Source organism: Pseudomonas sp. MF06569 (assembly GCF_059862735.1).
The window spans coordinates 297,226-320,048 of sequence record NZ_JCBCUZ010000001.1; the positions used below are offsets into that span (position 1 = coordinate 297,226).

At 59.3% G+C, this 22,823-nt stretch carries 22 protein-coding genes; 11 read left to right on the top strand and 11 right to left on the bottom strand.

Annotated features, from left to right (window positions below; translation table 11 throughout):
* Window positions 1-179 precede the first annotated feature (179 nt).
* Together AC19YQ_RS01505 and AC19YQ_RS01510 are read left to right on the top strand one after the other, a co-directional pair.
* The gene (locus AC19YQ_RS01505; RefSeq protein ID WP_219262658.1) at window positions 180-1,586 is read left to right on the top strand and encodes an adenosylmethionine--8-amino-7-oxononanoate transaminase; all 1,407 of its coding nucleotides are present in this window, start codon (window positions 180-182) and stop codon (window positions 1,584-1,586) included.
* Between the two features lie 148 nt (window positions 1,587-1,734).
* Window positions 1,735-2,454, top strand: a complete 720-nt coding sequence (locus AC19YQ_RS01510) for a 16S rRNA (uracil(1498)-N(3))-methyltransferase (protein WP_219262657.1) — start codon at window positions 1,735-1,737, stop codon at window positions 2,452-2,454.
* A gap of 212 nt (window positions 2,455-2,666) precedes the next feature.
* Here AC19YQ_RS01510 and AC19YQ_RS01515 read toward each other — a convergent pair whose 3' ends face one another.
* The 3 genes from AC19YQ_RS01515 to AC19YQ_RS01525 are packed head-to-tail and all read right to left on the bottom strand — an operon-like array spanning window position 2,667 to window position 5,207.
* A complete protein-coding gene (locus AC19YQ_RS01515) occupies window positions 2,667-3,569 on the bottom strand; it encodes a transporter substrate-binding domain-containing protein (protein WP_500594428.1) in 903 nt (300 codons plus the stop codon).
* Between the two features lie 24 nt (window positions 3,570-3,593).
* Window positions 3,594-3,944 carry a RidA family protein gene (locus AC19YQ_RS01520; protein ID WP_133075194.1) on the bottom strand — a complete coding sequence of 117 codons (351 nt, stop codon included), beginning with the start codon at window positions 3,942-3,944 and terminating at the stop codon, window positions 3,594-3,596.
* A gap of 30 nt (window positions 3,945-3,974) precedes the next feature.
* Window positions 3,975-5,207 (bottom strand): D-amino acid dehydrogenase, encoded by a 1,233-nt coding sequence (locus AC19YQ_RS01525; RefSeq protein WP_500594430.1) that lies wholly within the window; start codon window positions 5,205-5,207, stop codon window positions 3,975-3,977.
* A gap of 108 nt (window positions 5,208-5,315) precedes the next feature.
* On the opposite strand from AC19YQ_RS01525, the gene AC19YQ_RS01530 reads away from it, so the two are divergent.
* The gene (locus AC19YQ_RS01530) at window positions 5,316-6,224 is read left to right on the top strand and encodes a LysR family transcriptional regulator (RefSeq protein ID WP_133075196.1); all 909 of its coding nucleotides are present in this window, start codon (window positions 5,316-5,318) and stop codon (window positions 6,222-6,224) included.
* Between the two features lie 124 nt (window positions 6,225-6,348).
* Here AC19YQ_RS01530 and AC19YQ_RS01535 read toward each other — a convergent pair whose 3' ends face one another.
* From AC19YQ_RS01535 to AC19YQ_RS01545, 3 genes are all read right to left on the bottom strand, one after another.
* Window positions 6,349-8,340 (bottom strand): pyrroloquinoline quinone-dependent dehydrogenase, encoded by a 1,992-nt coding sequence (locus AC19YQ_RS01535; protein ID WP_500594431.1) that lies wholly within the window; start codon window positions 8,338-8,340, stop codon window positions 6,349-6,351.
* A complete protein-coding gene (locus AC19YQ_RS01540) occupies window positions 8,337-8,711 on the bottom strand; it encodes a hypothetical protein (RefSeq protein WP_500594432.1) in 375 nt (124 codons plus the stop codon). Before AC19YQ_RS01540 ends, AC19YQ_RS01535 begins: the two co-directional genes overlap by 4 nt.
* A 75-nt stretch (window positions 8,712-8,786) precedes the next feature.
* A complete protein-coding gene (locus tag AC19YQ_RS01545; RefSeq protein WP_133075199.1) occupies window positions 8,787-10,046 on the bottom strand; it encodes a cation:proton antiporter in 1,260 nt (419 codons plus the stop codon).
* Window positions 10,047-10,261: 215 nt separating this feature from the next.
* Here AC19YQ_RS01545 and AC19YQ_RS01550 point away from each other — a divergent pair, with 215 nt between their 5' ends.
* The gene (locus tag AC19YQ_RS01550) at window positions 10,262-10,648 is read left to right on the top strand and encodes an MAPEG family protein (RefSeq protein WP_133075200.1); all 387 of its coding nucleotides are present in this window, start codon (window positions 10,262-10,264) and stop codon (window positions 10,646-10,648) included.
* A gap of 137 nt (window positions 10,649-10,785) precedes the next feature.
* On the opposite strand, the gene mltA is transcribed toward AC19YQ_RS01550, so the two are convergent.
* The gene (gene mltA / locus AC19YQ_RS01555; protein WP_500594433.1) at window positions 10,786-11,940 is read right to left on the bottom strand and encodes a murein transglycosylase A; all 1,155 of its coding nucleotides are present in this window, start codon (window positions 11,938-11,940) and stop codon (window positions 10,786-10,788) included.
* Window positions 11,941-12,068: 128 nt separating this feature from the next.
* Here mltA and AC19YQ_RS01560 point away from each other — a divergent pair, with 128 nt between their 5' ends.
* Window positions 12,069-12,518: a c-type cytochrome gene (locus AC19YQ_RS01560; RefSeq protein ID WP_500594435.1), complete on the top strand. Its 450-nt coding sequence runs from the start codon at window positions 12,069-12,071 to the stop codon at window positions 12,516-12,518.
* A gap of 135 nt (window positions 12,519-12,653) precedes the next feature.
* Here AC19YQ_RS01560 and AC19YQ_RS01565 read toward each other — a convergent pair whose 3' ends face one another.
* The 3 genes from AC19YQ_RS01565 to AC19YQ_RS01575 form a co-directional block, all read right to left on the bottom strand.
* On the bottom strand, window positions 12,654-13,049 hold the full coding sequence (locus AC19YQ_RS01565; protein WP_133075203.1) for a DUF1090 domain-containing protein: 396 nt from the start codon (window positions 13,047-13,049) through the stop codon (window positions 12,654-12,656).
* Between the two features lie 187 nt (window positions 13,050-13,236).
* The gene (gene metK / locus AC19YQ_RS01570; protein WP_133075204.1) at window positions 13,237-14,427 is read right to left on the bottom strand and encodes a methionine adenosyltransferase; all 1,191 of its coding nucleotides are present in this window, start codon (window positions 14,425-14,427) and stop codon (window positions 13,237-13,239) included.
* Window positions 14,428-14,446: 19 nt separating this feature from the next.
* Window positions 14,447-15,442, bottom strand: a complete 996-nt coding sequence (locus AC19YQ_RS01575; protein WP_500594437.1) for an ArsR/SmtB family transcription factor — start codon at window positions 15,440-15,442, stop codon at window positions 14,447-14,449.
* Between the two features lie 261 nt (window positions 15,443-15,703).
* On the opposite strand from AC19YQ_RS01575, the gene tkt reads away from it, so the two are divergent.
* The 5 genes from tkt (at window position 15,704) to fba (ending at window position 21,670) form a co-directional block, all read left to right on the top strand.
* Window positions 15,704-17,701, top strand: coding sequence for a transketolase (gene tkt / locus AC19YQ_RS01580; RefSeq protein ID WP_133075206.1), 1,998 nt, complete (start codon window positions 15,704-15,706; stop codon window positions 17,699-17,701).
* A gap of 148 nt (window positions 17,702-17,849) precedes the next feature.
* Entirely contained in the window at window positions 17,850-18,905 is a 1,056-nt protein-coding gene (gene epd, locus AC19YQ_RS01585; protein WP_339477247.1) for an erythrose-4-phosphate dehydrogenase, read from the top strand.
* Between the two features lie 26 nt (window positions 18,906-18,931).
* Window positions 18,932-20,095 (top strand): phosphoglycerate kinase, encoded by a 1,164-nt coding sequence (locus AC19YQ_RS01590; protein WP_500594438.1) that lies wholly within the window; start codon window positions 18,932-18,934, stop codon window positions 20,093-20,095.
* A 32-nt stretch (window positions 20,096-20,127) separates the two neighbouring features.
* Window positions 20,128-20,346 carry a hypothetical protein gene (locus AC19YQ_RS01595; RefSeq protein ID WP_019827976.1) on the top strand — a complete coding sequence of 73 codons (219 nt, stop codon included), beginning with the start codon at window positions 20,128-20,130 and terminating at the stop codon, window positions 20,344-20,346.
* 259 nt (window positions 20,347-20,605) lie between these two features.
* Window positions 20,606-21,670 carry a class II fructose-bisphosphate aldolase gene (fba, locus tag AC19YQ_RS01600; RefSeq protein ID WP_004419605.1) on the top strand — a complete coding sequence of 355 codons (1,065 nt, stop codon included), beginning with the start codon at window positions 20,606-20,608 and terminating at the stop codon, window positions 21,668-21,670.
* A gap of 56 nt (window positions 21,671-21,726) precedes the next feature.
* Here fba and AC19YQ_RS01605 read toward each other — a convergent pair whose 3' ends face one another.
* Window positions 21,727-22,119, bottom strand: a complete 393-nt coding sequence (locus AC19YQ_RS01605) for a hypothetical protein (protein ID WP_339477244.1) — start codon at window positions 22,117-22,119, stop codon at window positions 21,727-21,729.
* 188 nt (window positions 22,120-22,307) lie between these two features.
* On the opposite strand from AC19YQ_RS01605, the gene AC19YQ_RS01610 reads away from it, so the two are divergent.
* Window positions 22,308-22,814 carry a YgjP-like metallopeptidase domain-containing protein gene (locus tag AC19YQ_RS01610; protein ID WP_133075210.1) on the top strand — a complete coding sequence of 169 codons (507 nt, stop codon included), beginning with the start codon at window positions 22,308-22,310 and terminating at the stop codon, window positions 22,812-22,814.
* Window positions 22,815-22,823: the final 9 nt, after the last annotated feature.

Sequence of the window (22,823 nt, forward strand, 5' to 3'; positions counted from 1 at the left end):
GTGTAGCCTGTGAGGCAATAATTAAGCAAACGTTAACAATATTTAGTGTCCTTCTTGCCAGTCTGCAAGCGTCTATACGCTGCCGGAATTTGTAATGGGTTGTGACACGCCTGCGGATTGCATAGGCTTGCGCGATTGTTTACCCGCAGATGTCGGGAACCAGCGCCAGGAGAGTGGAAATGGGCCTGAATAATCAGTGGATGCAGCGCGACCTTGCCGTGTTATGGCATCCCTGCACCCAAATGAAGGATCACGAGCAACTGCCGTTGATCCCGATCAAGCGCGGCGAAGGTGTGTGGCTTGAAGACTTCGAAGGCAAGCGTTACCTGGATGCGGTGAGTTCCTGGTGGGTCAACGTGTTTGGCCACTGCAACCCGCGTATCAATCAGCGCATCAAGGATCAGGTCGATCAACTGGAGCACGTGATCCTTGCCGGTTTCAGCCATCAGCCGGTGATCGAACTGTCCGAGCGTCTGGTGAACATGACGCCTGAAGGGCTGACTCGTTGCTTCTACGCCGATAACGGTTCGTCGTGTATCGAAGTTGCGCTGAAGATGAGCTTTCACTACTGGCTCAATCGCGAACAGCCGAACAAAAAACGCTTCGTGACCCTGACCAACAGCTACCACGGCGAAACCATGGCGGCGATGTCGGTGGGTGATGTGCCGTTGTTCACCGAAACCTACAAGGCGTTGCTGCTCGACACCATCAAAGTGCCTAGCCCCGATTGCTACCTGCGTCCCGAAGGCGTGAGTTGGGAAGCGCACTCGCGCACGATGTTTCTGGCGATGGAACAGACGCTGGCCGAGCACCACGACACGGTTGCGGCGGTGATCGTTGAGCCGCTGATCCAAGGCGCGGGCGGCATGCGCATGTACCACCCGGTCTACCTCACACTGCTGCGCGAGGCCTGTGATCGCTACGGTGTGCACCTGATCCTCGATGAAATCGCCGTGGGCTTTGGTCGAACCGGGACGATGTTTGCCTGTGAACAGGCGGGCATCACACCGGACTTCCTGTGCCTGTCCAAGGCGCTGACCGGTGGCTATTTGCCGCTGGCTGCATGTGTCACCACGGACGAGGTGTACAGCGCGTTTTATGACGACTACCCGACCTTGCGCGCCTTTCTGCATTCCCACAGCTACACGGGCAATCCGCTGGCCTGCGCGGCGGCCCTGGCGACGTTGGATATCTTCGAAGAAGACAACGTGATCGAAAACAACAAGGCCCTGGCACAACGCATGGCCAGCGCCACCGCGCATCTGGTAGACCATCCCCATGTTTCGGAGGTGCGTCAGACCGGTATGGTCCTGGCCATTGAAATGGTCCAGGACAAAGCCAGCAAAACCGCATACCCGTGGCAGGAACGTCGAGGCCTGAAAGTCTTCCAGCACGCGCTGGAGCGGGGCGCGTTGTTGCGTCCATTGGGCAGCGTGGTGTATTTCTTGCCGCCTTACGTGATCACCCCGGAGCAGATCGACTTTTTGGCCGAGGTGGCCAGTGAAGGGATCGACCTTGCGACGCGCAACGACATCAGCGTGGCCGTGCCGTCGAACTTTCATCCAGACTTCCGTGACCCGGGTTAAACCGGGCCGTACTTATATCCACTGTGGGAGCGGGCTTGCTCGCGATGCAGGCTGCACGGTATTGCTGAACCACCGCGTAGATACAATCGCGAGCAAGCCCGCTCCCACAGGGATGTGTGATCAGCACTCGAATTTCCAGAGAATATAAATGAGATTGTCCCGCTTCTTTATCGATGCTCCCTTGAGCCTTGGTGAACATGAGTTGCCTGAGGCCCAGGCGCATTACATTGGCCGCGTGCTGCGTATGGCCGAGGGCGATGCCCTGCAGGTATTCGACGGCTCGGGCCAGGAGTTTCTGGGGCGCTTGCTGGAAGTCGGCAAAAAACGCGTGCGCGTGTTGCTGGACGAAACCTTTGTCGGGCAAATCGAATCGCCATTGGCCATTCACCTCGGCCAGGGCCTGTCCCGTGGCGAGCGCATGGACTGGGCGATTCAAAAGGCCACTGAACTGGGGGTCACTGAAATCACGCCGATCATGAGCGAGCGCTGCGAAGTGCGGCTCAAGGACGAGCGCGCCGACAAGCGCCTGGCCCACTGGCGGCAAGTGGCGATCAGTGCGTGCGAGCAATGCGGTCGTTCGCGGGTGCCGGTGATTCATCCGCCAGTGCTGCTCGGCGACTGGATCAAAACCACGCAGGCTGACTTGAAACTGGTGCTGCACCCGGTATCGGAGCCCTTGGCCAGTCACGCCAAGCCTGCGACGCTGGCGTTCTTGATCGGCCCTGAAGGCGGCCTGACCGACAACGAAATCGATCTGGCCCAAGCCGCCGGCTACCAGCCTGCACGCCTTGGTCCACGGGTGTTGCGCACCGAAACCGCGCCGGTGGTAGCCCTGGCCGTGGCGCAGCAGTTGTGGGGCGATTTCTAAGTCAGCCTCAGCCCTTTTTTGCTTTTGTGGGAGCGGGCTTACTCGCGATTGGATCGACGCGGTTATCCAGATAATCCGCGGCGCCTGCATCGCGAGCAAGCCCGCTCCCACAGAAGGGTGTGTTAAAGCAGTACGCGCCTGAGTGCAGCAGGCGCGTCTTGGGACAGCTGGTTTGAAGGTGAGGGTGTAACGGAAGACTTTTTTTGACGCCCTTACTCCACCGGATCACTCACCGGCTTGGCGATGATCTGTTTTAGCTCGGCGGTCATCGGGAATTCCAGGTTCAGGCCGTTGGGCGGGATCGGTTGTTCGAACCAGCGCTGGTAAATGCTGGTGATTTCACCGGACTGGTACAGGTCAGCCAGGGTCTTGTTGACCACTGCCAGGAACTGCGGGTCGTCCTTGCGCACCATGCAGCTGTAGATTTCCCGGGATTGTTCATCCCCTACAACCACCCATTTGTGCGGATCACGGGCTTTAGCGCGTTCGCCGTAAAGCAGCGCGTCGTCCATGTAAAACGCTACGGCGCGGCCGGTTTCGAGCATCTTGAAGGCTTCGCCATGGTCTTTGGCGCTGATGACGTTCATGCCCATCTTGTGGTCGGCGCTGTAGCTTTTGATGAAGCGCTCATTGGTGGTGCCAGCCGTCGTGACGACGTTCTTGTCCCGCAAATCATCGAAGCCCTTGATGCCGCTGTCCTTGGCGGTCAGCAATTGGCCTTTGACGTAAATAAACCCATAGGAAAACGCCACCTGTTTTTGCCGCTCGGCGGTCACGCCGGTTGAGCCGCACTCCAGGTCAACGGTGCCGTTCTGCACCAGCGGGATACGGGTTTGCGAGGTCACCAGGTTGTATTTGACCTTCAGCGGTTTGTCGCCCACTTGCTGCTGGATACGTTCAACGATTTTGTTCGCCAACTCCACCGAATAGCCCATCGGTTTGCCGCTGTTGTCCCCGACATACGAAAACGGCACCGAGGCATCGCGATAACCCAAGGTAATACTTCCGGAGTCGGCGATTTTCTTTAGCGTGCCTTGCAGCGGCGTCTCATTGGCTTGCACGGTGTGGCTGATCAACAGGCCCAGGGTGCAACTGATCAAGGTAATTTTTTTCATGTTGTTGTTTTCCCTTAAAACAGATTAATGACGAACGGCAATCACGCTTATTTCCACCAACACCTGAGGCCGTGCCAGTTCGGCTTGCAGGGTGGTGCGGGTAGGCGCCTTGCCTGCCGATAGCCAGGCTGACCACACGGCATTCATGGCGGCGAAGTCGCGCTGAATGTCTTGCAGGTAAATGGTGGCGTTAAGGATGTGGTCCTTGTCGCTGCCGGTTTCGGCCAGCAGTGCGTCGATCTTGCTCAAGACCTCTTGAGTCTGTGCCGTGATGTCCTCGCTTTGCGTAGGAACTTGTCCGGACAAAAATACCAGCGCCTCGAACGTCGCGGCGGCGCTCAAACGGTCATTGCTGTTGATGCGGTCAATCGTCATCGGGCATTCCTTCTGGTTGGGATGACGCACTCAGGCAGCCAGGCCTTGCAGGTCAATGGACGTTTTACGGTGTGCAATAAGCTCGCTCAGCAAGCGCCCGCTGCCACAGGCCAGGGTAAAGCCCAGCGCGCCGTGGCCCAGGTTGAGCCACAGGTTTCGGTAGCCGCTGGCGCCAAGAATGGGAACGCCACTCGGGGTAGCAGGACGCATGCCAGCCCACTCGATAGCGTCGTGATAATCGCCCGCTTCCGGGAAAGTACTGCTGGCCAGTTGGCGCATTTGCGTCAGGCGCTTGGGGTCCAGCGAGGGATCGAAGCCGACAATGTCGACCATCGCGGCAATGCGCAATTGCTCGCCAATGCGGGCGTAGACAATTTTGCGGTCGTAGTCGGTGATGCTCACCTGTGGCGCTTTTTGCGGGTCGGTCAGGGCCAGCGTGAGGCTGTAGCCCTTGAGCGGGTACAGCGGCAGGTTCATCCCCGGCAGGCGCAGGGCCGGGCTGTTGTGCCCCGCTGCGAGCACAAGTTGATCCACTGCCAGCACCTCGTCGCCCATTTCCACAGCCTGGACTTCACCGTTGGCATGACGCAGGCGGGTGACGGTTTTACCCAGCAAGAACGTGCAACGGCCACTGGCCTGCAAGCGGGCGACCAGTTGTTGGCAGAACGCGTGGCAGTCACCGACCTCTTCGCTCGGGGTGTAGATGCCTCCCACAAATGCCGAGCCTTGCAGGCCGGGTTCCAGGCTGGCGCATTCGCTGGCGGACAGCGCCTGTTGAAATGAGCTGTGGATAACTTTTTTGCGCGCTTTGTCGAAGTGGCTGCGCTCACGAAACGCCACCAGTTTGCCGTTGCGCTGCCAGGCGAAACCGTCCAGCTGATCTTCTTCGCGCCATTGCTGCAATGTGGCCTGGCTGAGCAATGCCAGACGCAGCAAATGCGCGCCATTGCGCTGGTTCACCGAACCACGGCACGCGGCTATAAACGACGCCAGCCAGCGCCATTGGGCCGGGTCCATGCGTGGGCGCAGCTTGAGCGGCGAGTCGCCGCGCAGCATCCAGCCCACCGCTTGCAAGGGCACCCCGGCATCGGCCAGCGGGGCGACGTAGCGGTAGGAAAGCTGACCGCCATTGGCAAAGCTGGTCTGGCTGCCCAGGGTGGGCTGGGCCTCGATCACGCTCACGTCAAAGCCGTCGCGCACCAATGCATACGCCGTTGCCAGCCCGATAACGCCCCCGCCGATGATGCAAACTCGCTGTGCCATGTCAGTCCCTAGCCACTGTTTAACAGGCTTCAGGTTAGGGGCAGGTGACAGGCGGCGAACAATGAATAAAGATGGTCCCCCCATAAACAAAGGTTATGGACTGCTGCCATGCGCTTGCGTCATATCGAAGTGTTCCAGGCGATTCGCCAAACCGGGTCGGTGAGTGCGGCTGCCCAGTTGCTGCATGTTTCCCAGCCTGCGGTGAGCAAGGTGCTGCAACACGCTGAACAGCGGTTGGGGTTCCCGCTGTTTCTGCGGGTGCGCGGCAAGTTGCAGCCCACCCCCGAGGCGCTGTTGCTGGAGCGCGAAGTCGACAAGGTGACCGAGAGCCTGCAAGGCGTGCAGCGCCTGGCCGAAAGCCTGCGCCGTGAGCCGGGGCATCGTTTGCGCATTGGCAGCACGCCCGCGCTGGCGTTGTCACTGTTGCCGCCGGTGATCAGCGAGTGGACCCGTCGTTATCCCGATATCAACTGTGAACTGGCCAGCGCCCACAGCCGTGAGTTGGTGCAAAACCTGTTGATGCGCGAACTGGACGTGGCCCTGACCTTCAAGCTGCCCGATCATCCGGGGCTCAAGGCGCGGGCGCTGGCCCACGGTGTACTCGTAGCGCTGGCGCCGCGGGGTTACTGGGCGGATGAAAGCGAAGGCGTACCGCTGGCACTGGATGAGCTGGCGGACGCGCCGTTGATCGGGCTGAGCAGTGCCGATCCGCTGTTTGCCCGGCTGGACAGCTACCTGCAAGCAGTAGAGCCGCCGCCGCGCATCAGCATCGCGGTGCAGACCTATTCGCTGGCGCGGGCGATGGTGGAGTCGGGTGCGGGGTTGGCGGTGATTGATCCGTTTACGGCGTTGGGTGCTTCACGGGCAAGCACCTTGATCCGGCCCTTGAGCCCGGCGCTGCCGATTACGCTGTACGCGGTGACCAGGGCGGACGAAGCCCCGGCGCATACGCTGGAAGGGTTGCTGCAATTGTTCGCCGAGCGGGCCAGCGAGCAGTTGCAGCGGTTGGCGGGCTGATCAAACATCCGTGTAGTCGCTGCCGCAGGCTGCGATCGAGTCCAAAGGGTTCGCGTTTTTTCCAAGAGCGAAGGTCCTTCGGCCCTTATCGCAGCCTGCGGCAGCGACTACAGGTTATTTCCTGTTACTTGGGCAGTGCGTACACCACCACCTGGTCCCCTACCTGATCTTTCATAATCGAGTTGCCGCCCGCCACAAACGCCACATATTGTCGGCCTTTGTATTCATACACGGCAGGGTTGGCGACGGCAGGGGCCATGACGATGTCCGACCACAGCTCTTTGCCGTCTTCCAGGGCATAGGCACGGACCTTGGCATCCATCGATGCACCAATGAACACCACGCCACCTGCGGTCACAGCCGGGCCACCAATGGTCGGCGAGCCCATGTCTTCAGGCATGTACCAACCCCACTGCTGGACGGCGCCCATCGGACGACGCCATTTCACGTCACCGGTGCGCATGTCGATCGCCACGATTTCACCGAAAGGCGGTGCCCAGCACGGCATGCCCGCCCAGTTCTGCGCGTTGAGCAAACTCATGCCGTAAGGCGCGCCGATCTGTGGGTAGAAGCCGTTCTCGTTGCCTGCAGTTTTGGGTTGCTTGTCGTAGGAGGCGCGGTCCCACAGCTTGATCATCTGCACAATGTGCGAGGTGTTCACAATGGCGACCTGGCTGACCGGATCAAACGCTACACCGCCCCATTGCACGCCACCGGCACTGTCCGGGTAGGCCAGTACGCCGTAGCCTTTGGTGCTGGGCGGCGAATACATGCCGTTGTATTCCAGGCCGTCCCACATTTTCGTGCACTGGCCAAAACCGACAATGTCGGCGATTTTCCAGATCGCCGGTTTTTTCGACTGATCCATCAATGGTGCAGGCTTGGTCGGGAACGGTTGGGTTGGCGAGTACACCTCTCCAGCAGCATCACCCTGGGGTACAGGGCGCTCTTCAATCGGCCATACGTCCTCGCCGGTGCGGCGGTCAACGGTGAACAAAAAGCCCATCTTGGTCGCTTGCACCAGTGCTGCCACGGGCTTGCCGTTGACGGTGATGTCCATCAGCGTCGGGGCCGAGTTGATGTCGTAGTCCCATATGTCGTGGTGAACCCACTGACGAGACCACACGACTTTGCCGGTGTTGATATCCAGTGCCGTGGTGGAAGTGCCCAGCGGAATCGGCTTGGTCCGGTTGCCGCCCCAATAGTTGGGTGAAGGCGAGGACACGGGGATATACAGCAAGCCCAGCGCCGGGTCGTACGACATGGCTGTCCAGATGTTGGCAGTGCCGGTTTTGCCTGCTTCTTCCTCGGGGATCGGCTTGAATTCCCACTCCAGCGCGCCGGTGCGGGCATTGAGGGCAAACAGCGAACCCGGGGATTCAACTTCGTATTCCCAGTCTTTACCGGCCCAGCCCACGATCAACTTGTCACCGATGACGGTGGGTGGCTGCAACTGTGACAGCGGCCATTTCGCGTTCATGGTGTTCCATTGGTTGACGTCCACCACCCCGTTTTTGCCGAAGCCTTCGCAAGGCTTGCCGGTGTCGGCGTCTACCGCGTAGAGCTGCGCGGTCATGTTGCCCAGGTAGACGACCTTCTGGCAGGCCACGCCCGCTTGAGGGGTTTTTTCCTGCCAGTAGGCCACGCCACGTGATTTCAGCGCGGGCTGGGTTTCGGCGACCAGTTTCGACTTGGTGTCGTAGGTCCACTTTTCTTTGCCGGTCTCGGGCTCCAGGGCAATGATCCGGTAAAAAGGCGTGCCGACGTACAACGTGTCATTGGCAAAAATAGGTGTCGCGGACCAGACCGACGGCGGGATTTTGCCGGTGCCCGTGGACATGTCGCCGGTGAAGTATTCCCAGACCTTGGTCAGTTTGCCGACGTTGTCCTTGTTGATTTGAGTCAGGGGCGAATACTTTTGCGAGCTCAGTTGCCCGTGGAAACTGTCCCACTCCTTGCCGCTGGGGATCGGCAGTTTTGCGTCCTCGGCAGAGATGTTGGGCGGTGCCAGCAAAGGCGGCGGGACGGTGTAGGTGTCTTGCGCGTGGACGCTGGAAACACCCGCCAGCAAGCACAAGGCCGGAGCTGTCAAAAACTGTTTTGTGATCGCGCTCATATCGCGCTCCTTGTTGGCTTGCCGGCAAAGGTTTCAATGATCACACCCAGGGCGTAGATCCCCAGAACGGCGGCTGTCCACCAACCGTGCAGCAGGCATGCGGCAAACGTTGTTCCGATCACACCGACCCAGGCCAGGAAGAGGACGAAGTTTCGCAGGCCTCCCGCCCTGACTTGAGCCAGCACCACCCCCAGGACAAACAGCACAAACTCGGCCAGCATCGCCGTCATTGCCCCCCCGGAATCTGTCACCCCGGACAAGGGAGTGAAGAACCGCCAGGCGGTAATGCCCAGAGCAATCAATGCCGTGATGATCATGATGTTGGCGCCCAGAGGGCGCCTGGGTGGTGCATAGGCAGCAGAAGTACTCATCCCGTTCCCCTTTGTGTGTCATGCCTTAAGGCCTCAGGAACGTGAGTGTAGCCAAGGCGGGGGAAAACACCGGGATCAGTGCGCGTGCTCAACCTCTACCGGCGCATCCTTGGTCACGTGCTTGACCAGTTTGCCGATGGTCAAACCCTGGAACAGGATCGAGGACAGCACCACGATGTAGGTGATACTCAGGATCAGGTCACGCTCCGGGCCCAGTGGCAATGCCAGGGCCAGCGCCACCGAAACACCGCCGCGCAGGCCACCCCAGGTCAGGATGCGGATGGTGCCCCGTGGCACGGTACGCCAGCGGCGCAGCAGGACAATGGCCGGTGCCACGGTCAAGAGGCGCGACAGCAAAATGGCCACGGCCAGAACGCTGGCCGCCAGCAAATGCAGCCACGAGAACGGCAGCAGCAACAGTTCCATGCCAATCAGCGCGAACAGCAGCGCGTTGAGCATGTCATCAAGCAACTCCCAAAAACCGTCCATGTAGCGACGGGTCATCTCGTTCATGGCCTTGTTGCGGCCCAGATTACCGATGATCAGACCGGCGACAACCATCGCGATCGGCGCCGACACATGCAGTTCACTGGCCATGGCCGAGCCGCCGATCACCAGTGCCAGGGTCAGCATCACTTCGATCTGATACTGCTCGATGCTCTTGATCATCCGGTACACCAGGTAACCGATCAAACCACCGAACACCACGCCGCCGATGGCTTCGTGAACAAACAGCATGGCCGTGGCACTCAGGCTCGGGGTTTCGCCCAGTTGCAGGATGCCGAGCAACACGGTGAACACCACAACAGCGGTGCCGTCATTGAACAGCGACTCGCCTACGATGGTGGTTTTCAGCGGTTTGGAGGCGTTGGCGGTCCGCAGTACACCCAGCACGGCAATCGGGTCGGTGGGGGAGATGAGTGCGCCGAACAGCAGGCAGTACAGGAAACTGATATGCCAGCCGAACAGGGCAAAAATCCAGTACGCCAGGCTGCCGATCACGGTGGTGGCGATCAGCACACCGACGGTGGCCAACAGGCCAATCGGCCAGCGATAGCTGCGGACATCATTGATATTGACGTGCAAGGCGCCTGCAAACAGCAGGAACGACAGCATCCAGTTCATCAGCAGATCGCCGAAGTCGATCTGGCCGATCAGTTCTTGCACGCGCTCTTCAAGGCCCGGATAACCGATAAAGCTCAAGCCTTGCAGCAGCAACGAAAACATTAGGGCAGTGACCATCACGCCAATCGTCGGCGGCAGGCCGATAAAGCGGAAGTTCACGTAAGTCAGTAGTGAGGTCAGGCAGATAAACGCAGCAACAAGCTCAAGCATCCGGGATCCTGTGGTGGCGAGAGTGAATGGAAACCCGATCAGTACGGGCTATGTTTGGATGCAGGCGCGGGCATCAGGGGCACATCCCCGGGGTGTGGCAAATGGGCGCGATGTGCGAGGTCATTGACCACGCAGTTGCACTGAGGTTGCATGTGCGCACTGGCGCTGTAGCAGGCCACCCATACTCGTGTTGAAACTCTAAAAAGGAAATTCCAATGACGGTTGCCTTCTGGTGTGTGCTGATTGCCTTCTGTTTGACCTATGTGTGTACCGCTTTTGCCAAGTTCAGCGACGGCAAGTTCGGGCCCAAACAAAACCATGATCCACGTACGTTTCTGGACAACCTTCAAGGCTTTGCCAAGCGTGCCCACAGCGCCCAGCTCAACAGCTTCGAAGTGACCCCGGCCTTTGCGGCGGCGGTGATCATTGCCGATATCGTAGGGAACGCCCAGCCCGTGACCATTGATGTGCTGGCGGTTCTGTTCGTTACCAGCCGCATGCTGTACATCATCTGCTACCTGGCCGACTGGGCGATCCTGCGCTCCATCGTGTGGTTTATCGGCATGGGGCTGGTGGTCAGCTTCTTTTTTGTGTCGATGTAAACGCAAGCCAATGACGAATGTGTGGGAGCGGGCTTGCTCGCGATCCAGGCGATCCGGTTTGCCTGATGCACTGCGGTGATGCCATCGCGAGCAAGCCCGCTCCCACAAAGGTTTGGTTTCATTGCATGCAGGTGGTTTTACTGCGGCAGCGCCGCGCCTTTCGGCCATAGCAGCCAGATATTGCCCTTCTGCTTCATGTCGCCCGCAATCTTCCCGGCTTCAGGGCCGGTGCCCACGAAGAAGTCGGCCCGCACTTCGCCAGCAATGGCGCCACCGGTGTCCTGGGCGGCTACCGGGCGTACGATGGGTTGGCCATCAGCCTGGGTGGTCGACAACCACAGCAGGCTGCCCAGCGGGATGACCTTGCGGTCCACCGCCACGCTGTAGCCAGCCGTCAGCGGCACGTTCAGCGAGCCGCGCGGGCCTTCGTTGCTGTCCGGGTTCTGGGTGAAAAACACGTAGCTCGGGTTGCTGGCCAGCATCTCGTGGACTCGTTGCGGGTGATCCATGGCCCAGGCGTGAATGGTGCCCATGGTCACGTCTTCTTTTTTCAGTTCGCCCTGTTCAACCAGCCAGCGGCCAATCGGTTTGTACGGATGGCCGTTCTGGTCGGCATAGCCGATGCGCAGCTGGCGGCCAGTGTCGAGTTGAACCCGGCCCGAGCCCTGGATTTGCAAAAACTGCAGGTCCATCGGGTCGGTCAGCCACGCCAGTACCGGTGCTTGCAGGCCTTTGCTGTTAATGGTCTCTGCGGTGTCGTAAGGCTTGAGCACACGGCCCTCAAGGCGCCCGCGCAGGCGTTTGCCTTTGAGCTCGGGGTAGATGCTGTCCAGGTTGACCACGATCAAGTCAGCCGGTACGCCATAGATGGGTACGTTGGCGGCCTGGGTCGGCTTGAGGCTGCCGGGGTAAACCGGTTCGTAGTAACCGGTGATCAGGCCGTCGCTGCTACCTTCGGCCGAGCGCAGGCTGTACACGTCGAGGTGGGTTTGCAGGAAGTTGCTGATGTCGGCCACGCTCGGGCTGGCAGGCAAGGCGGCTGCGTCACTGCACACGGGGCCCCAGTTGGGGTCGGCCTTGAGTCGGGTACAGGCGCTGCGCCATGAAGCAAAACCGCTTTGCAGGTCGCTGCCCGTCACTTCAGGCAGTGCGCTCCAGTCAGCCTTGCTGTAGGTCGTGTGGGGTTCTGGCTGGGTGGCATTTTTGTCGGCGTCCTTGTCGGTGCCGTTACATCCGGCCAGCAACAGGGCAACGGGCAACGCCCAGGCCAGAGGCTTGAAAAATGTGTTCATTGGCGAAATTCCTTCGAGGTTTGCCGAGGCCGGGTAACCCTCTGGCAATCCTTGTATTCAATAGGGGTATTGGTCTTTGCAGGTGACGCGAGGATACTGGCGACCGATTTCCGTGACCTGAAGCGACCATGACTTTTAAACGATTGACTGTTGTTGTGCTGGCCTGCCTGACGTTGTCTGCGTGTGGCGGGGTGGATCCCGATTCGCCGCTGGGCCAGCGTAAAGCGATTTTCAAGCAGATGCTAAAAACCAGCGAAGACCTGGGGGGCATGTTGCGAAGTCGGATTCCCTTTGACGGTCCGCGCTTTACCGAAGGTGCCCTCAAGTTGGACGCTTTGGCTCACGAGCCGTGGAAGCATTTCCCACAGGTTAAGGAGTCTGACCTGACCAGTGCTACCGATGACGTCTGGCAAAAGCAGGAGCGTTTTCAGCAACTGGCGCGCCAGTTGGAGGGCGCAACCGGTGAGTTGGTGATCGCCAGCCAGGTACAACCCTACAAAGCCAGTAACCTGACGCCTGCCGTGCAGAAAGTGGAAGACACCTGCAGTGCGTGCCACAAGGAATTCAGGAATCACTGAGTAAAGATCAGCCGGTATCCGCCTTCTGTGGGAGCGGGCTTGCTCGCGATAAGCACGACTCGGGACTTCTGAATCACCGAGGTGCTGCCATCGCGAGCAAGACCGTTCCCACACAGGAGATCTGTATCGCGAGACTTATTTATCCAGCTGATCCAGCGCTTCTTGCAGTTCTTTGCGCGATTCGGCCAGCTTGTTTTTGCGTTTGTCGATTTTCTCCGGGTCGCCTTTCTTCATGGCTTTGTCCAGATCTGCCTGGCGCTTGCTCACTTCGTGCTTGGCTTCCAGCACCTTGTTTTCACGTTCCTTGCGCAGGCCCGCGTCAGTGCAGTGCTCGGTGACTTCGCTCAGGGCTTTTTCCAGGCCCGCGACCTGGTTGCTGTTGCCGTGCGCGCGGGCCTGCTCAAGTTGCAGGGTGATGGCTTGTTTCTTGGCAGCGCAACCGGTCAGTTCCGGCGCTGCGTCTGCGGCCATCAGAGGCGTTGCCAGCAGGCCGCAAACAGTCAACAGGGCGAGCGGTGAAAGTAATTTCATAAATGGCTCCATGACAAAAGATGACAATTAAATAAGGCTGAAAAAACGCCACGCAAGCGCGTTTCGGCGGATCCAAACCGTGGATGTTAGCAGCATCCGCAGGCAAGCAATCCGTCGAACGTTACCCATGAGCAGCAAAAAGCCCCGAACAGTCACCTGTCCGGGGCTTCTGGTGCAGCAGGCTTAATTACAAACCGGCGGCAGCGCGCAGCTCTTCAGCGCGGTCGGTACGCTCCCACGTGAACGTGGTGAAGGTATCGTCGCCAACGGTCTTGATCTGCGGCGTGCGACCGAAGTGGCCGTAAGCGGCAGTTTCCTGGTACATCGGGTGCAGCAGGTCAAGCATGGTGGTGATGGCGTATGGACGCAGGTCGAATACGTCACGTACCAGCTTGATAATTTTCTCGTCGGAAATTTTGCCAGTACCAAAGGTGTTCAACGAAATCGAAGTCGGTTGAGCGACGCCGATAGCGTAGGAAACCTGAATCTCGCAGCGCTCAGCCAGGCCGGCAGCCACGATGTTCTTGGCCACGTAACGACCGGCGTAAGCAGCCGAACGGTCAACCTTGGATGGATCCTTGCCCGAGAACGCGCCGCCGCCGTGACGGGCCATGCCGCCGTAGGTGTCAACGATGATCTTGCGACCGGTCAGGCCGCAGTCGCCCACCGGGCCACCGATGATGAACTGGCCGGTAGGGTTGATGTGGAACTGGGTGTCCTTGTGCAGCAGCTCGGCTGGCAGCACGTGCTTGACGATCAGTTCCATCACGCCTTCGCGCAGGTCGGTGTACGACACTTCAGGGTTGTGCTGGGTCGACAGCACGATGGCGTCGATGGCTACAACCTTGCCGCCTTCGTAACGGCACGTTACCTGGGACTTGGCGTCCGGGCGCAGCCACGGCAGCAGGCCGGATTTACGGGCCTGGGCCTGGCGCTGTACCAGTTGGTGCGAAAAGGTGATCGGTGCAGGCATCAGCACGTCGGTTTCGTTGCTGGCGTAGCCGAACATCAGGCCCTGGTCGCCGGCGCCCTGATCTTCAGGCTTGGCACGGTCAACACCCTGGTTGATGTCAGGGGACTGCTTGCCGATGATGTTCATCACGCCGCAGGTAGCACCGTCGAAGCCGACGTCGGAGCTGGTGTAGCCGATGTCGGTGATCACGTCACGAACGATCTGCTCCAGGTCGACCCAGGCCGACGTGGTGACTTCGCCCGCGATGATTGCTACGCCGGTTTTCACCAGAGTCTCGCACGCCACACGGGCGAACTTGTCTTCAGCAATGATGGCGTCCAGCACCGCGTCAGAAATCTGGTCGGCGATTTTGTCCGGATGCCCTTCAGACACGGACTCGGAGGTGAAAAGGGAGTATTCGCTCATCTCGACGGTTTCCTAATATTTACCGATGGTGAGTGTCGCCAGTTGGCCGCTGAAAGTGGCGGACCTGAAGCTGGAAACCATTACGTAAGCCTACATAGAGGCTTTCCCCGGGAACGAGTCCCGCAGCGGTGGCCCAATGGGCCAGATCATCTTGTTCAAAACCCAGCCACAAATCACCGCATGCCTCGCGGGCCCACGCCTGATTATGGCTGCACAACTCTGTTATCAGCAGGCTGCCGCCCGGCTGAAGCAAGGTTGCCAGTTGCTGAAGTGCTTCGGCCGGTGCGGCGAAATGGTGCAGGACCATGTTCACGACAACGCAGTCGGCTTGCAGCTGTGCATCGTGTAACGCGTCGGCCAGGATCAGGCTGACGTTGTTCAGTGACTCGCGTTCACAGAGCTGGCGGGCCAGCCCAAGCATGACCGGGCTGTTGTCCAGCGCCGTGACCTGATGGAAGCGGCGAGCCAGGTCGGGCAAGAAGCTGCCATCGCCGGGGCCGACTTCCAGGGCCGTGGCCGCCGGGTCGAAGCTCAGTTTGTCGAGCAGCGTCAAAACGCTGTCCCGGTATTGCGGCAAGCCGGCGATCAAATCCTGTTGAGCGCGGAACTTCTCGGCTACGCGTGAGAAAAAGTCCTGACTGGCGGCTGCACGCTGTGCATGTACTGCGCTGATTCGCGCTTGTACATCGGTGGGCAAGGTCAGGTTATCGACCTCTTCCAGCAGCGCAGCGTGGAGTTTTCCGCCTGGTTGCTCGGTGTGGGGCAGGGCACGGCGATAAAAAATCGCATTGCCTTCGCGTCGTGTTGCGACCAGCCTGGCTTGAGACAGCACCTTGAGGTGGTGACTCATGCCTGATTGGCCAGTGGCAAAAATCTGCGTCAGCTCCAGCACACCAAACGAATCGTTGGCCAACGCGCGCAGCACATTGAGTCGCAGCGGATCGCCTCCAGCCTTGCACAGGGCAGAGAGCTCGTCGCTATCGTCATGGCGGATTGAAGGCACGCGTAAGTTCATGGGGCCGCAGTCTAGTTACCCCGTACAGCCCCCGCAAGTTCAATATCGAAAAGTTTTGATATTGGTCGATAAGTGGCGCGCTTGTCGGAGAGTGTGTGCTTATTAACGAAATGAAATGTCCGATCCTTAACAGGTTGAACGGTTAAGCACAGGAAAAACGCCTCTTGCGACTATCTGTCATTGCCCCGAGGGCGTTGCCTGAGGGAAAATGCTCGCCTTTTTTCCGTTTCGATTTAACTTTCAATACCCAGGAGAACAGCGATGCCCAGCCGTCGTGAGCGTGCCAACGCCATTCGTGCACTCAGCATGGATGCCGTGCAAAAAGCCAACAGCGGCCATCCAGGTGCCCCTATGGGTATGGCGGATATCGCCGAAGTACTGTGGCGCGATTATCTGAAGCACAACCCGAGCAACCCTTCGTTCGCTGACCGTGACCGCTTTGTGCTGTCCAACGGCCACGGTTCGATGCTGATCTACTCGTTGCTGCACCTGACCGGCTATGACCTGTCGATCGACGACCTGAAAAACTTCCGCCAGCTGCACAGCCGCACCCCGGGTCACCCGGAGCTGGGCTACACGCCGGGCGTTGAAACCACCACTGGCCCGCTGGGTCAGGGCCTGGCCAACGCTGTGGGCTTTGCCCTGGCAGAAAAAGTCATGGGCGCTCAGTTCAACCGCCCTGGCCATAACGTCGTTGATCACCACACCTACGTGTTCCTGGGTGATGGCTGCATGATGGAAGGCATTTCACACGAAGTTGGCTCGTTGGCCGGCACTCTGGGTCTGAGCAAGCTGATCGCGTTCTACGACGACAACGGCATCTCTATCGATGGCGAAGTTGAAGGCTGGTTCACCGACGACACGCCAAAGCGTTTCGAAGCCTACAACTGGCAAGTGATCCGTAACGTTGACGGTCACGACCCGGAAGAAATCAAGACCGCGATCGAAACCGCACGCAAAAGCGACCAGCCAACGCTGATCTGCTGCAAAACCACCATCGGTTTCGGCTCGCCGAACAAGCAGGGCAAGGAAGATTGCCACGGTGCTCCACTGGGCAACGACGAAATCGCCCTGACCCGCCAGGCCCTGAACTGGAACCACGGTCCGTTTGAAATCCCGGCTGATATCTACGCCGAATGGGATGCCAAGCAAGCCGGTGCTGCGGTTGAGTCCGAGTGGGACAAGCGCTTTGCTGCCTACGCGGCCGAGTTCCCTGAACTGGCCGGCGAGCTGTCCCGTCGCCTGAGCGGCAAACTGCCTGCTGACTTCGATGCCAAGGCCAACGCCTACATCGCTGAAGTTGCGGCCAAGGGCGAAACCATCGCCAGCCGTAAAGCCAGCCAGAACGCATTGAATGCCTTTGGCCCACTGTTGCCAGAACTGCTGGGCGGCTCCGCTGACCTGGCCGGTTCCAACCTGACCCTCTGGAAAGGCTGCAAAGGTGTTTCGGCTGAAGACGCCAGCGGCAACTACGTGTACTACGGCGTACGCGAGTTCGGCATGAGCGCCATCATGAACGGTGTTGCCCTGCACGGCGGCCTGGTGCCTTACGGCGCGACCTTCCTGATGTTCATGGAATACGCCCGCAACGCCATCCGCATGTCGGCCCTGATGAAGCAGCGCGTGATCTATGTGTTCACCCATGACTCCATCGGTCTGGGCGAAGACGGCCCGACGCACCAGCCGGTCGAGCAACTGACCAGCCTGCGTACCACGCCGAACCTGGACACTTGGCGCCCAGCCGATGCGGTGGAATCCGCAGCGGCCTGGAAATTCGCCCTGGAGCGCAACGACGGCCCGTCCGCGTTGATCTTCTCGCGTCAGAACCTGAACCACCAAACCCGTGATGCTGGCCAGATTGCCGACATCAACCGTGGTGGTTACGTGCTGAAAGATTGTGCAGGCGAGCCTGAACTGATCCTGATCTCGGCCGGTTCCGAAGTGGGCCTGGCGGTTCAGGCTTACGAGAAGCTGACCGAGCAAGGCCGCAAGGTACGTGTTGTATCGATGCCATGCACCAGCGTGTACGAAGCTCAGGATGCAGGCTACAAGCAGTCGGTTCTGCCGCTGCAGGTGAGCGCCCGTATCGCGATCGAAGCGTCCCACGCGGACTACTGGTACAAGTACGTGGGCCTGGAAGGCCGCGTCATTGGCATGACCACCTACGGCGAGTCGGCGCCTGCGCCTGCCTTGTTCGAAGAGTTCGGCTTCACCCTGGAAAACATCCTGGGTCAGGCTGACGAGTTGCTGGAAGACTAAGTACTAAAGTGTGCCGTCTGGACTGCCGCTTTCGCGAGCCAGCCCGCTCCCACAAGGATTGTGAAGATCCTGTGGGAGCGGGCTCGCTCGCGATCACGGTGGTTCAGTCTCCGCTGTCATGAAGGTTTCACCCACAATAGAGAACCCCATGCCTCAACCGCGTCCTTACAAAGTTGCACTCAATGGCTACGGCCGGATTGGTCGTTGCGTCTTGCGTGCGTTGTTGGAACGAGGGGCGGATGCCGGGTTTGAAATTGTTGCACTCAATGATTTGGCCGATATGGCCAGTCTCGAATATTTGACGCGCTTCGACTCCACCCATGGCCGGTTTCCCGGCGAGATACGGATCGAAGGCGACTGCCTGCATATCAATGGCGACTGCGTGAAAGTGTTCCGCAGTGCCACCCCCGAGGGGATCGACTGGGCTGCCCTGGGAGTTGACCTGGTGCTGGAATGCTCCGGCGTCTACAACACCCGCGCCGACGGCCAGCGTTTCCTTGATGCCGGGGCTCCCCGCGTGCTGTTTTCGCAACCGATGGCCAGTGACGCCGATGTCGACGCCACCATCGTCTACGGTGTTAACCAGCACAGCCTGACCGGCGAAGAACGACTGGTGTCCAACGCCTCCTGCACGACCAACTGCGGCGTGCCGCTGCTGCGTTTGCTGGATGAGGCATTGGGCCTTGAGTATGTATCGATTACCACCATTCACTCGGCGATGAACGATCAGCCCGTGATCGATGCCTACCACCACGAAGATCTGCGTCGTACACGTTCGGCCTTTCAGTCGGTCATTCCGGTCTCTACCGGCCTGGCCAAGGGTATTGAGCGTTTGTTGCCGGAACTTGCCGGCCGAATTCAAGCCAAAGCGGTGCGGGTACCGACATTGAATGTGTCGTGCCTGGATATCACCCTGACCACGGCACGGGACACCGATGCCGCAGAGGTGAACCGCCTGCTGCGCGAAGCGGCCACCTGTGGCCCGCTCAAAGGCTTGTTGGCCTACACCGAGTTGCCCCACGCCAGCTGTGATTTCAACCATGACCCGCATTCGGCCATTGTCGATGCCAGCCAGACCCGCGTTTCCGGCCCCCGGCTGGTGAACCTGCTGGCCTGGTTCGACAACGAATGGGGTTTTGCCAATCGAATGATCGATGTGGCAGAGCACTATTTGCACGTTACCCACCCCAAACCCGCTCTCTAACATTAGAAACTCAGGAACTGCGACCCATGACCGTGTTGAAGATGACCGACCTCGATCTGCAAGGTAAGCGCGTACTGATCCGCGAAGACCTCAACGTCCCAGTCAAGGACGGTGTAGTCACCAGCGATGCGCGCATCCTTGCTTCGCTGCCGACCATCAAGCTGGCGTTGGAAAAAGGCGCGGCGGTTATGGTCTGCTCGCATCTGGGACGTCCGACTGAAGGCGAGTTCTCGGCTGAAAACAGCCTCAAGCCTGTAGCCGATTACTTGAGCAAGGCCCTGGGCCGCGAAGTGCCGCTGGTCAGCGACTACCTCAATGGCGTCGACGTTAAAGCGGGCGACATCGTGTTGTTCGAAAACGTGCGCTTCAACAAGGGCGAAAAGAAAAACGCCGACGAGCTGGCCCAGCAATACGCCGCCCTGTGCGACGTGTTTGTGATGGATGCTTTCGGTACTGCCCACCGCGCCGAAGGCTCGACCCACGGCGTGGCCAAGTTTGCCAAGGTTGCGGCTGCTGGCCCGTTGCTGGCTGCCGAGCTGGACGCACTGGGCAAGGCACTGGGCGCCCCGGCCAAGCCGATGGCCGCTATCGTTGCCGGCTCCAAGGTGTCGACCAAGCTTGAAGTGCTCAACAGCCTGAGCCAGATCTGCGACCTGCTGATCGTGGGTGGCGGTATCGCCAACACCTTCCTGGCAGCTGCCGGGCACTCGGTTGGCAAATCGCTGTACGAACCTGATCTGCTGGACACCGCCCGCGCCATCGCCGCCAAGGTCAATGTGCCTCTGCCGACTGACGTGGTCGTGGCCAAGGAATTCGCTGAAAGCGCTGCTGCAACCGTCAAGCTGATCGCTGATGTGGCTGCCGACGACATGATTCTGGACATCGGCCCACAAACCGCCGCGCATTTCGCCGAGCTGCTGAAGTCGTCAAAGACTATCCTGTGGAACGGCCCGGTAGGTGTGTTCGAGTTTGACCAGTTCGGTAACGGCACCAAGGTTCTGGCCCAGGCCATTGCTGACAGCGCAGCGTTCTCGATCGCGGGTGGCGGCGACACCCTCGCTGCGATCGACAAGTACGGTATTGCTGATCAAATTTCCTACATCTCCACCGGCGGTGGTGCCTTCCTTGAGTTCGTTGAAGGCAAGGTACTGCCTGCCGTCGAAATTCTGGAAAGCCGCGCCAAAGCCTGAAGGTGTTTCAGGCCCTGAAAGGAAGCATGGACATGGTCAAGTTGTTACCGCTGTTGATGATCGTGGGCTTTTTGGCCGGTTGCGCCAGTTCGGGCAAGCCGACGCCCGAAGCTGCAACCCCTGAAGAGAGTGGTTGCTACCAGGCAGACTGGCAGGCGCAAAGCGTGCCGCTGGTCAATAAACGCTCAGGTCCTGAAGCGCTGGAAAAATACGAGTCGCCCAAGGCTTCACAAGAGCGTGGGTGCCCTTGATTTGATATGGGTTTTTGCGTGGGAGCGGGCGTGCTCGCGATTGCATCACCGCGGTTCGGCAAATAGACCGAATTGCCTGCATCGCGAGCAAGCCCGCTCTCACAATCAGGCCGCATAGCTATAGCTGGAGCTGTATCGTTTCAGCTAAATCGGATTGGCAGAATGGGGCACAACCCCCGATCTGCAATAACTTGAATAGCAGCCGCCGCTACGGCAGGCTTGCACGATTAACGACCCTTGTCCGGGAGAGACACTCACAATGGCACTTATCAGCATGCGCCAGATGTTGGACCACGCCGCCGAATTCGGCTACGGCGTTCCAGCCTTCAACGTAAACAACCTTGAGCAGATGCGCGCCATTATGGAAGCCGCTGACAAGACCGACTCCCCGGTGATCGTTCAGGCTTCGGCCGGTGCGCGCAAGTACGCAGGTGCTCCCTTCCTGCGTCACCTGATCCTGGCTGCAATCGAAGAATTCCCGCATATCCCGGTGTGCATGCACCAGGACCACGGCACCAGCCCTGACGTGTGCCAGCGCTCGATCCAGCTGGGCTTCAGCTCGGTCATGATGGACGGCTCGCTGGGCGAAGACGGCAAAACCCCAACCGACTACGACTACAACGTTCGCGTTACTCAGCAAACCGTTGCCCTGGCACACGCGTGCGGTGTGTCGGTTGAAGGCGAGCTGGGCTGCCTGGGTTCGCTTGAAACCGGTATGGCTGGCGAAGAAGACGGCATCGGCGCAGAAGGCGTTCTGGATCACAGCCAGATGCTGACCGACCCGGAAGAAGCCGCTGACTTCGTCAAGCGCACTCAAGTGGATGCCCTGGCCATTGCCATCGGTACTTCCCACGGCGCTTACAAGTTCACCAAGCCACCTACTGGCGACGTGCTGGCGATCGACCGCATCAAAGAAATCCACAAGCGTATCCCGAACACTCACCTGGTGATGCACGGTTCGTCTTCTGTTCCACAAGAATGGCTGGCGATCATCAACGAGTTCGGCGGCGACATCAAAGAAACTTACGGTGTGCCGGTAGAAGAAATCGTTGAAGGCATCAAGCACGGCGTGCGCAAGGTCAACATCGACACCGACCTGCGTCTGGCATCGACTGGCGCCATGCGTCGTCTGATGGCAACCAACCCGAGCGAGTTCGACCCGCGCAAGTTCTTCGGCGCCACCGTAACGGCCATGCGTGACGTGTGCATCGCTCGTTACGAAGCTTTCGGTACTGCCGGTAACGCTTCGAAGATCAAGCCGATCTCCCTGGAAGCCATGTACCAGCGTTACCTCAAAGGTGAGCTGAACGCCAAGGTCAACTAAGACCGGCGCGTACTAAAAAGCCCGCAGCGATGCGGGCTTTTTTGTGGGTGCGATGTTCATGCAGATCGGTGTAATTGTTCCGGATCAACGCCATTGGCCTTGAGCAGGGCACTCACCAGCGAGCGGGACATCTCGACCGAATGCACCAATGACCATATCAGCCCGCGCTCGATGCCACTGGCATACTCGGTGATTTCATCCGAGACCTCTTCTGCGCTCTTGAGCATCAGCCAGATGTGAGACAAGGCCTCTATTGCCCGGATATCAGGCCGCACGGCAAAGGGTGATTTGGGGCTGACATGTTGCGCATTGGTGGGCTTGAGGCTGTCGAGGTCAACAGGCGGGGCACTGAGCACGGCATCGAGAATACGGCGGGTGGCCTCATCGTGCTGATGATCATCACGGGGGGTGTGATTTGTTTTGGGATCGTCGGGCGTCGTCTTTTTCATGTCTCTTCCACGGGGATCATCGGCGACTGGTGAAGATAGCCCCGAGGCTTTTCGGGCTGCAAGCGACGCTTGTCGGCACCGGGTTTTCTCGGAAATGTCTGGCTTTTGTTCGCGTAAAAGTCTGACGTGGGCGCCTTTGGGTCGAATTCGCTACACTGGCGCCCTTCTATGCTGTGCGTTGGCGTCCCATGACCGTTCTCAAGTACCTCCAGGCCTACCCCCAGACCTTGCAAGAGCAGGTGCGCCAATTGATTGAGCGCGATCAGTTGGGCAGCTACCTGAGCGAACGCTACCCGCAGCGTCACGCGGTGCAAAGTGACAAGGCGCTGTATACCTACGCGCTGGAACTGAAGCAGGAATACCTGCGCAATGCGCCGTCCTTCGACAAGGTGCTGTTTGATAACAAGCTCGACCTGACTCACCGTGCGCTGGGATTGCATACCGCCATCTCGCGGGTTCAGGGTGGCAAGCTCAAAGCCAAGAAAGAACTGCGTGTGGCCTCGTTGTTCAAGGAGGCGGCGCCTGAATTCCTGAAGATGATCGTGGTTCACGAACTGGCCCATCTCAAGGAGTCGGACCACAACAAGGCCTTTTACAAATTGTGCGAACACATGTTGCCGGGTTACCACCAGCTGGAGTTTGACCTGCGGGTATATCTGACGTGGCGTGACTTGGCAGGAAAACCCCAACCCTGAACCCGTGTG

Excerpts from the sequence above, each read along its gene's own strand:
- tkt (WP_133075206.1), top strand. The coding sequence starts at position 15,704 with ATGCCCAGCCGTCGTGAGCGTGCCAACGCCATTCGTGCACTCAGCATG.
- AC19YQ_RS01520 (WP_133075194.1), bottom strand. The coding sequence starts at position 3,944 with ATGACGATTGACCGCATCAACAGCAATGACCGTTTGAGCGCCGCCGCG.
- fba (WP_004419605.1), top strand. The coding sequence starts at position 20,606 with ATGGCACTTATCAGCATGCGCCAGATGTTGGACCACGCCGCCGAATTC.
- AC19YQ_RS01525 (WP_500594430.1), bottom strand. The coding sequence starts at position 5,207 with ATGGCACAGCGAGTTTGCATCATCGGCGGGGGCGTTATCGGGCTGGCA.
- AC19YQ_RS01565 (WP_133075203.1), bottom strand. The coding sequence starts at position 13,049 with ATGAAATTACTTTCACCGCTCGCCCTGTTGACTGTTTGCGGCCTGCTG.
- AC19YQ_RS01575 (WP_500594437.1), bottom strand. The coding sequence starts at position 15,442 with ATGAACTTACGCGTGCCTTCAATCCGCCATGACGATAGCGACGAGCTC.
- AC19YQ_RS01595 (WP_019827976.1), top strand. The coding sequence starts at position 20,128 with ATGGTCAAGTTGTTACCGCTGTTGATGATCGTGGGCTTTTTGGCCGGT.
- AC19YQ_RS01545 (WP_133075199.1), bottom strand. The coding sequence starts at position 10,046 with ATGCTTGAGCTTGTTGCTGCGTTTATCTGCCTGACCTCACTACTGACT.
- metK (WP_133075204.1), bottom strand. The coding sequence starts at position 14,427 with ATGAGCGAATACTCCCTTTTCACCTCCGAGTCCGTGTCTGAAGGGCAT.
- epd (WP_339477247.1), top strand. The coding sequence starts at position 17,850 with ATGCCTCAACCGCGTCCTTACAAAGTTGCACTCAATGGCTACGGCCGG.
- AC19YQ_RS01610 (WP_133075210.1), top strand. The coding sequence starts at position 22,308 with ATGACCGTTCTCAAGTACCTCCAGGCCTACCCCCAGACCTTGCAAGAG.
- AC19YQ_RS01505 (WP_219262658.1), top strand. The coding sequence starts at position 180 with ATGGGCCTGAATAATCAGTGGATGCAGCGCGACCTTGCCGTGTTATGG.
- AC19YQ_RS01605 (WP_339477244.1), bottom strand. The coding sequence starts at position 22,119 with ATGAAAAAGACGACGCCCGACGATCCCAAAACAAATCACACCCCCCGT.
- AC19YQ_RS01590 (WP_500594438.1), top strand. The coding sequence starts at position 18,932 with ATGACCGTGTTGAAGATGACCGACCTCGATCTGCAAGGTAAGCGCGTA.
- AC19YQ_RS01540 (WP_500594432.1), bottom strand. The coding sequence starts at position 8,711 with ATGAGTACTTCTGCTGCCTATGCACCACCCAGGCGCCCTCTGGGCGCC.
- AC19YQ_RS01510 (WP_219262657.1), top strand. The coding sequence starts at position 1,735 with ATGAGATTGTCCCGCTTCTTTATCGATGCTCCCTTGAGCCTTGGTGAA.
- AC19YQ_RS01535 (WP_500594431.1), bottom strand. The coding sequence starts at position 8,340 with ATGAGCGCGATCACAAAACAGTTTTTGACAGCTCCGGCCTTGTGCTTG.
- AC19YQ_RS01530 (WP_133075196.1), top strand. The coding sequence starts at position 5,316 with ATGCGCTTGCGTCATATCGAAGTGTTCCAGGCGATTCGCCAAACCGGG.
- AC19YQ_RS01515 (WP_500594428.1), bottom strand. The coding sequence starts at position 3,569 with ATGAAAAAAATTACCTTGATCAGTTGCACCCTGGGCCTGTTGATCAGC.
- AC19YQ_RS01560 (WP_500594435.1), top strand. The coding sequence starts at position 12,069 with ATGACTTTTAAACGATTGACTGTTGTTGTGCTGGCCTGCCTGACGTTG.
- AC19YQ_RS01550 (WP_133075200.1), top strand. The coding sequence starts at position 10,262 with ATGACGGTTGCCTTCTGGTGTGTGCTGATTGCCTTCTGTTTGACCTAT.
- mltA (WP_500594433.1), bottom strand. The coding sequence starts at position 11,940 with ATGAACACATTTTTCAAGCCTCTGGCCTGGGCGTTGCCCGTTGCCCTG.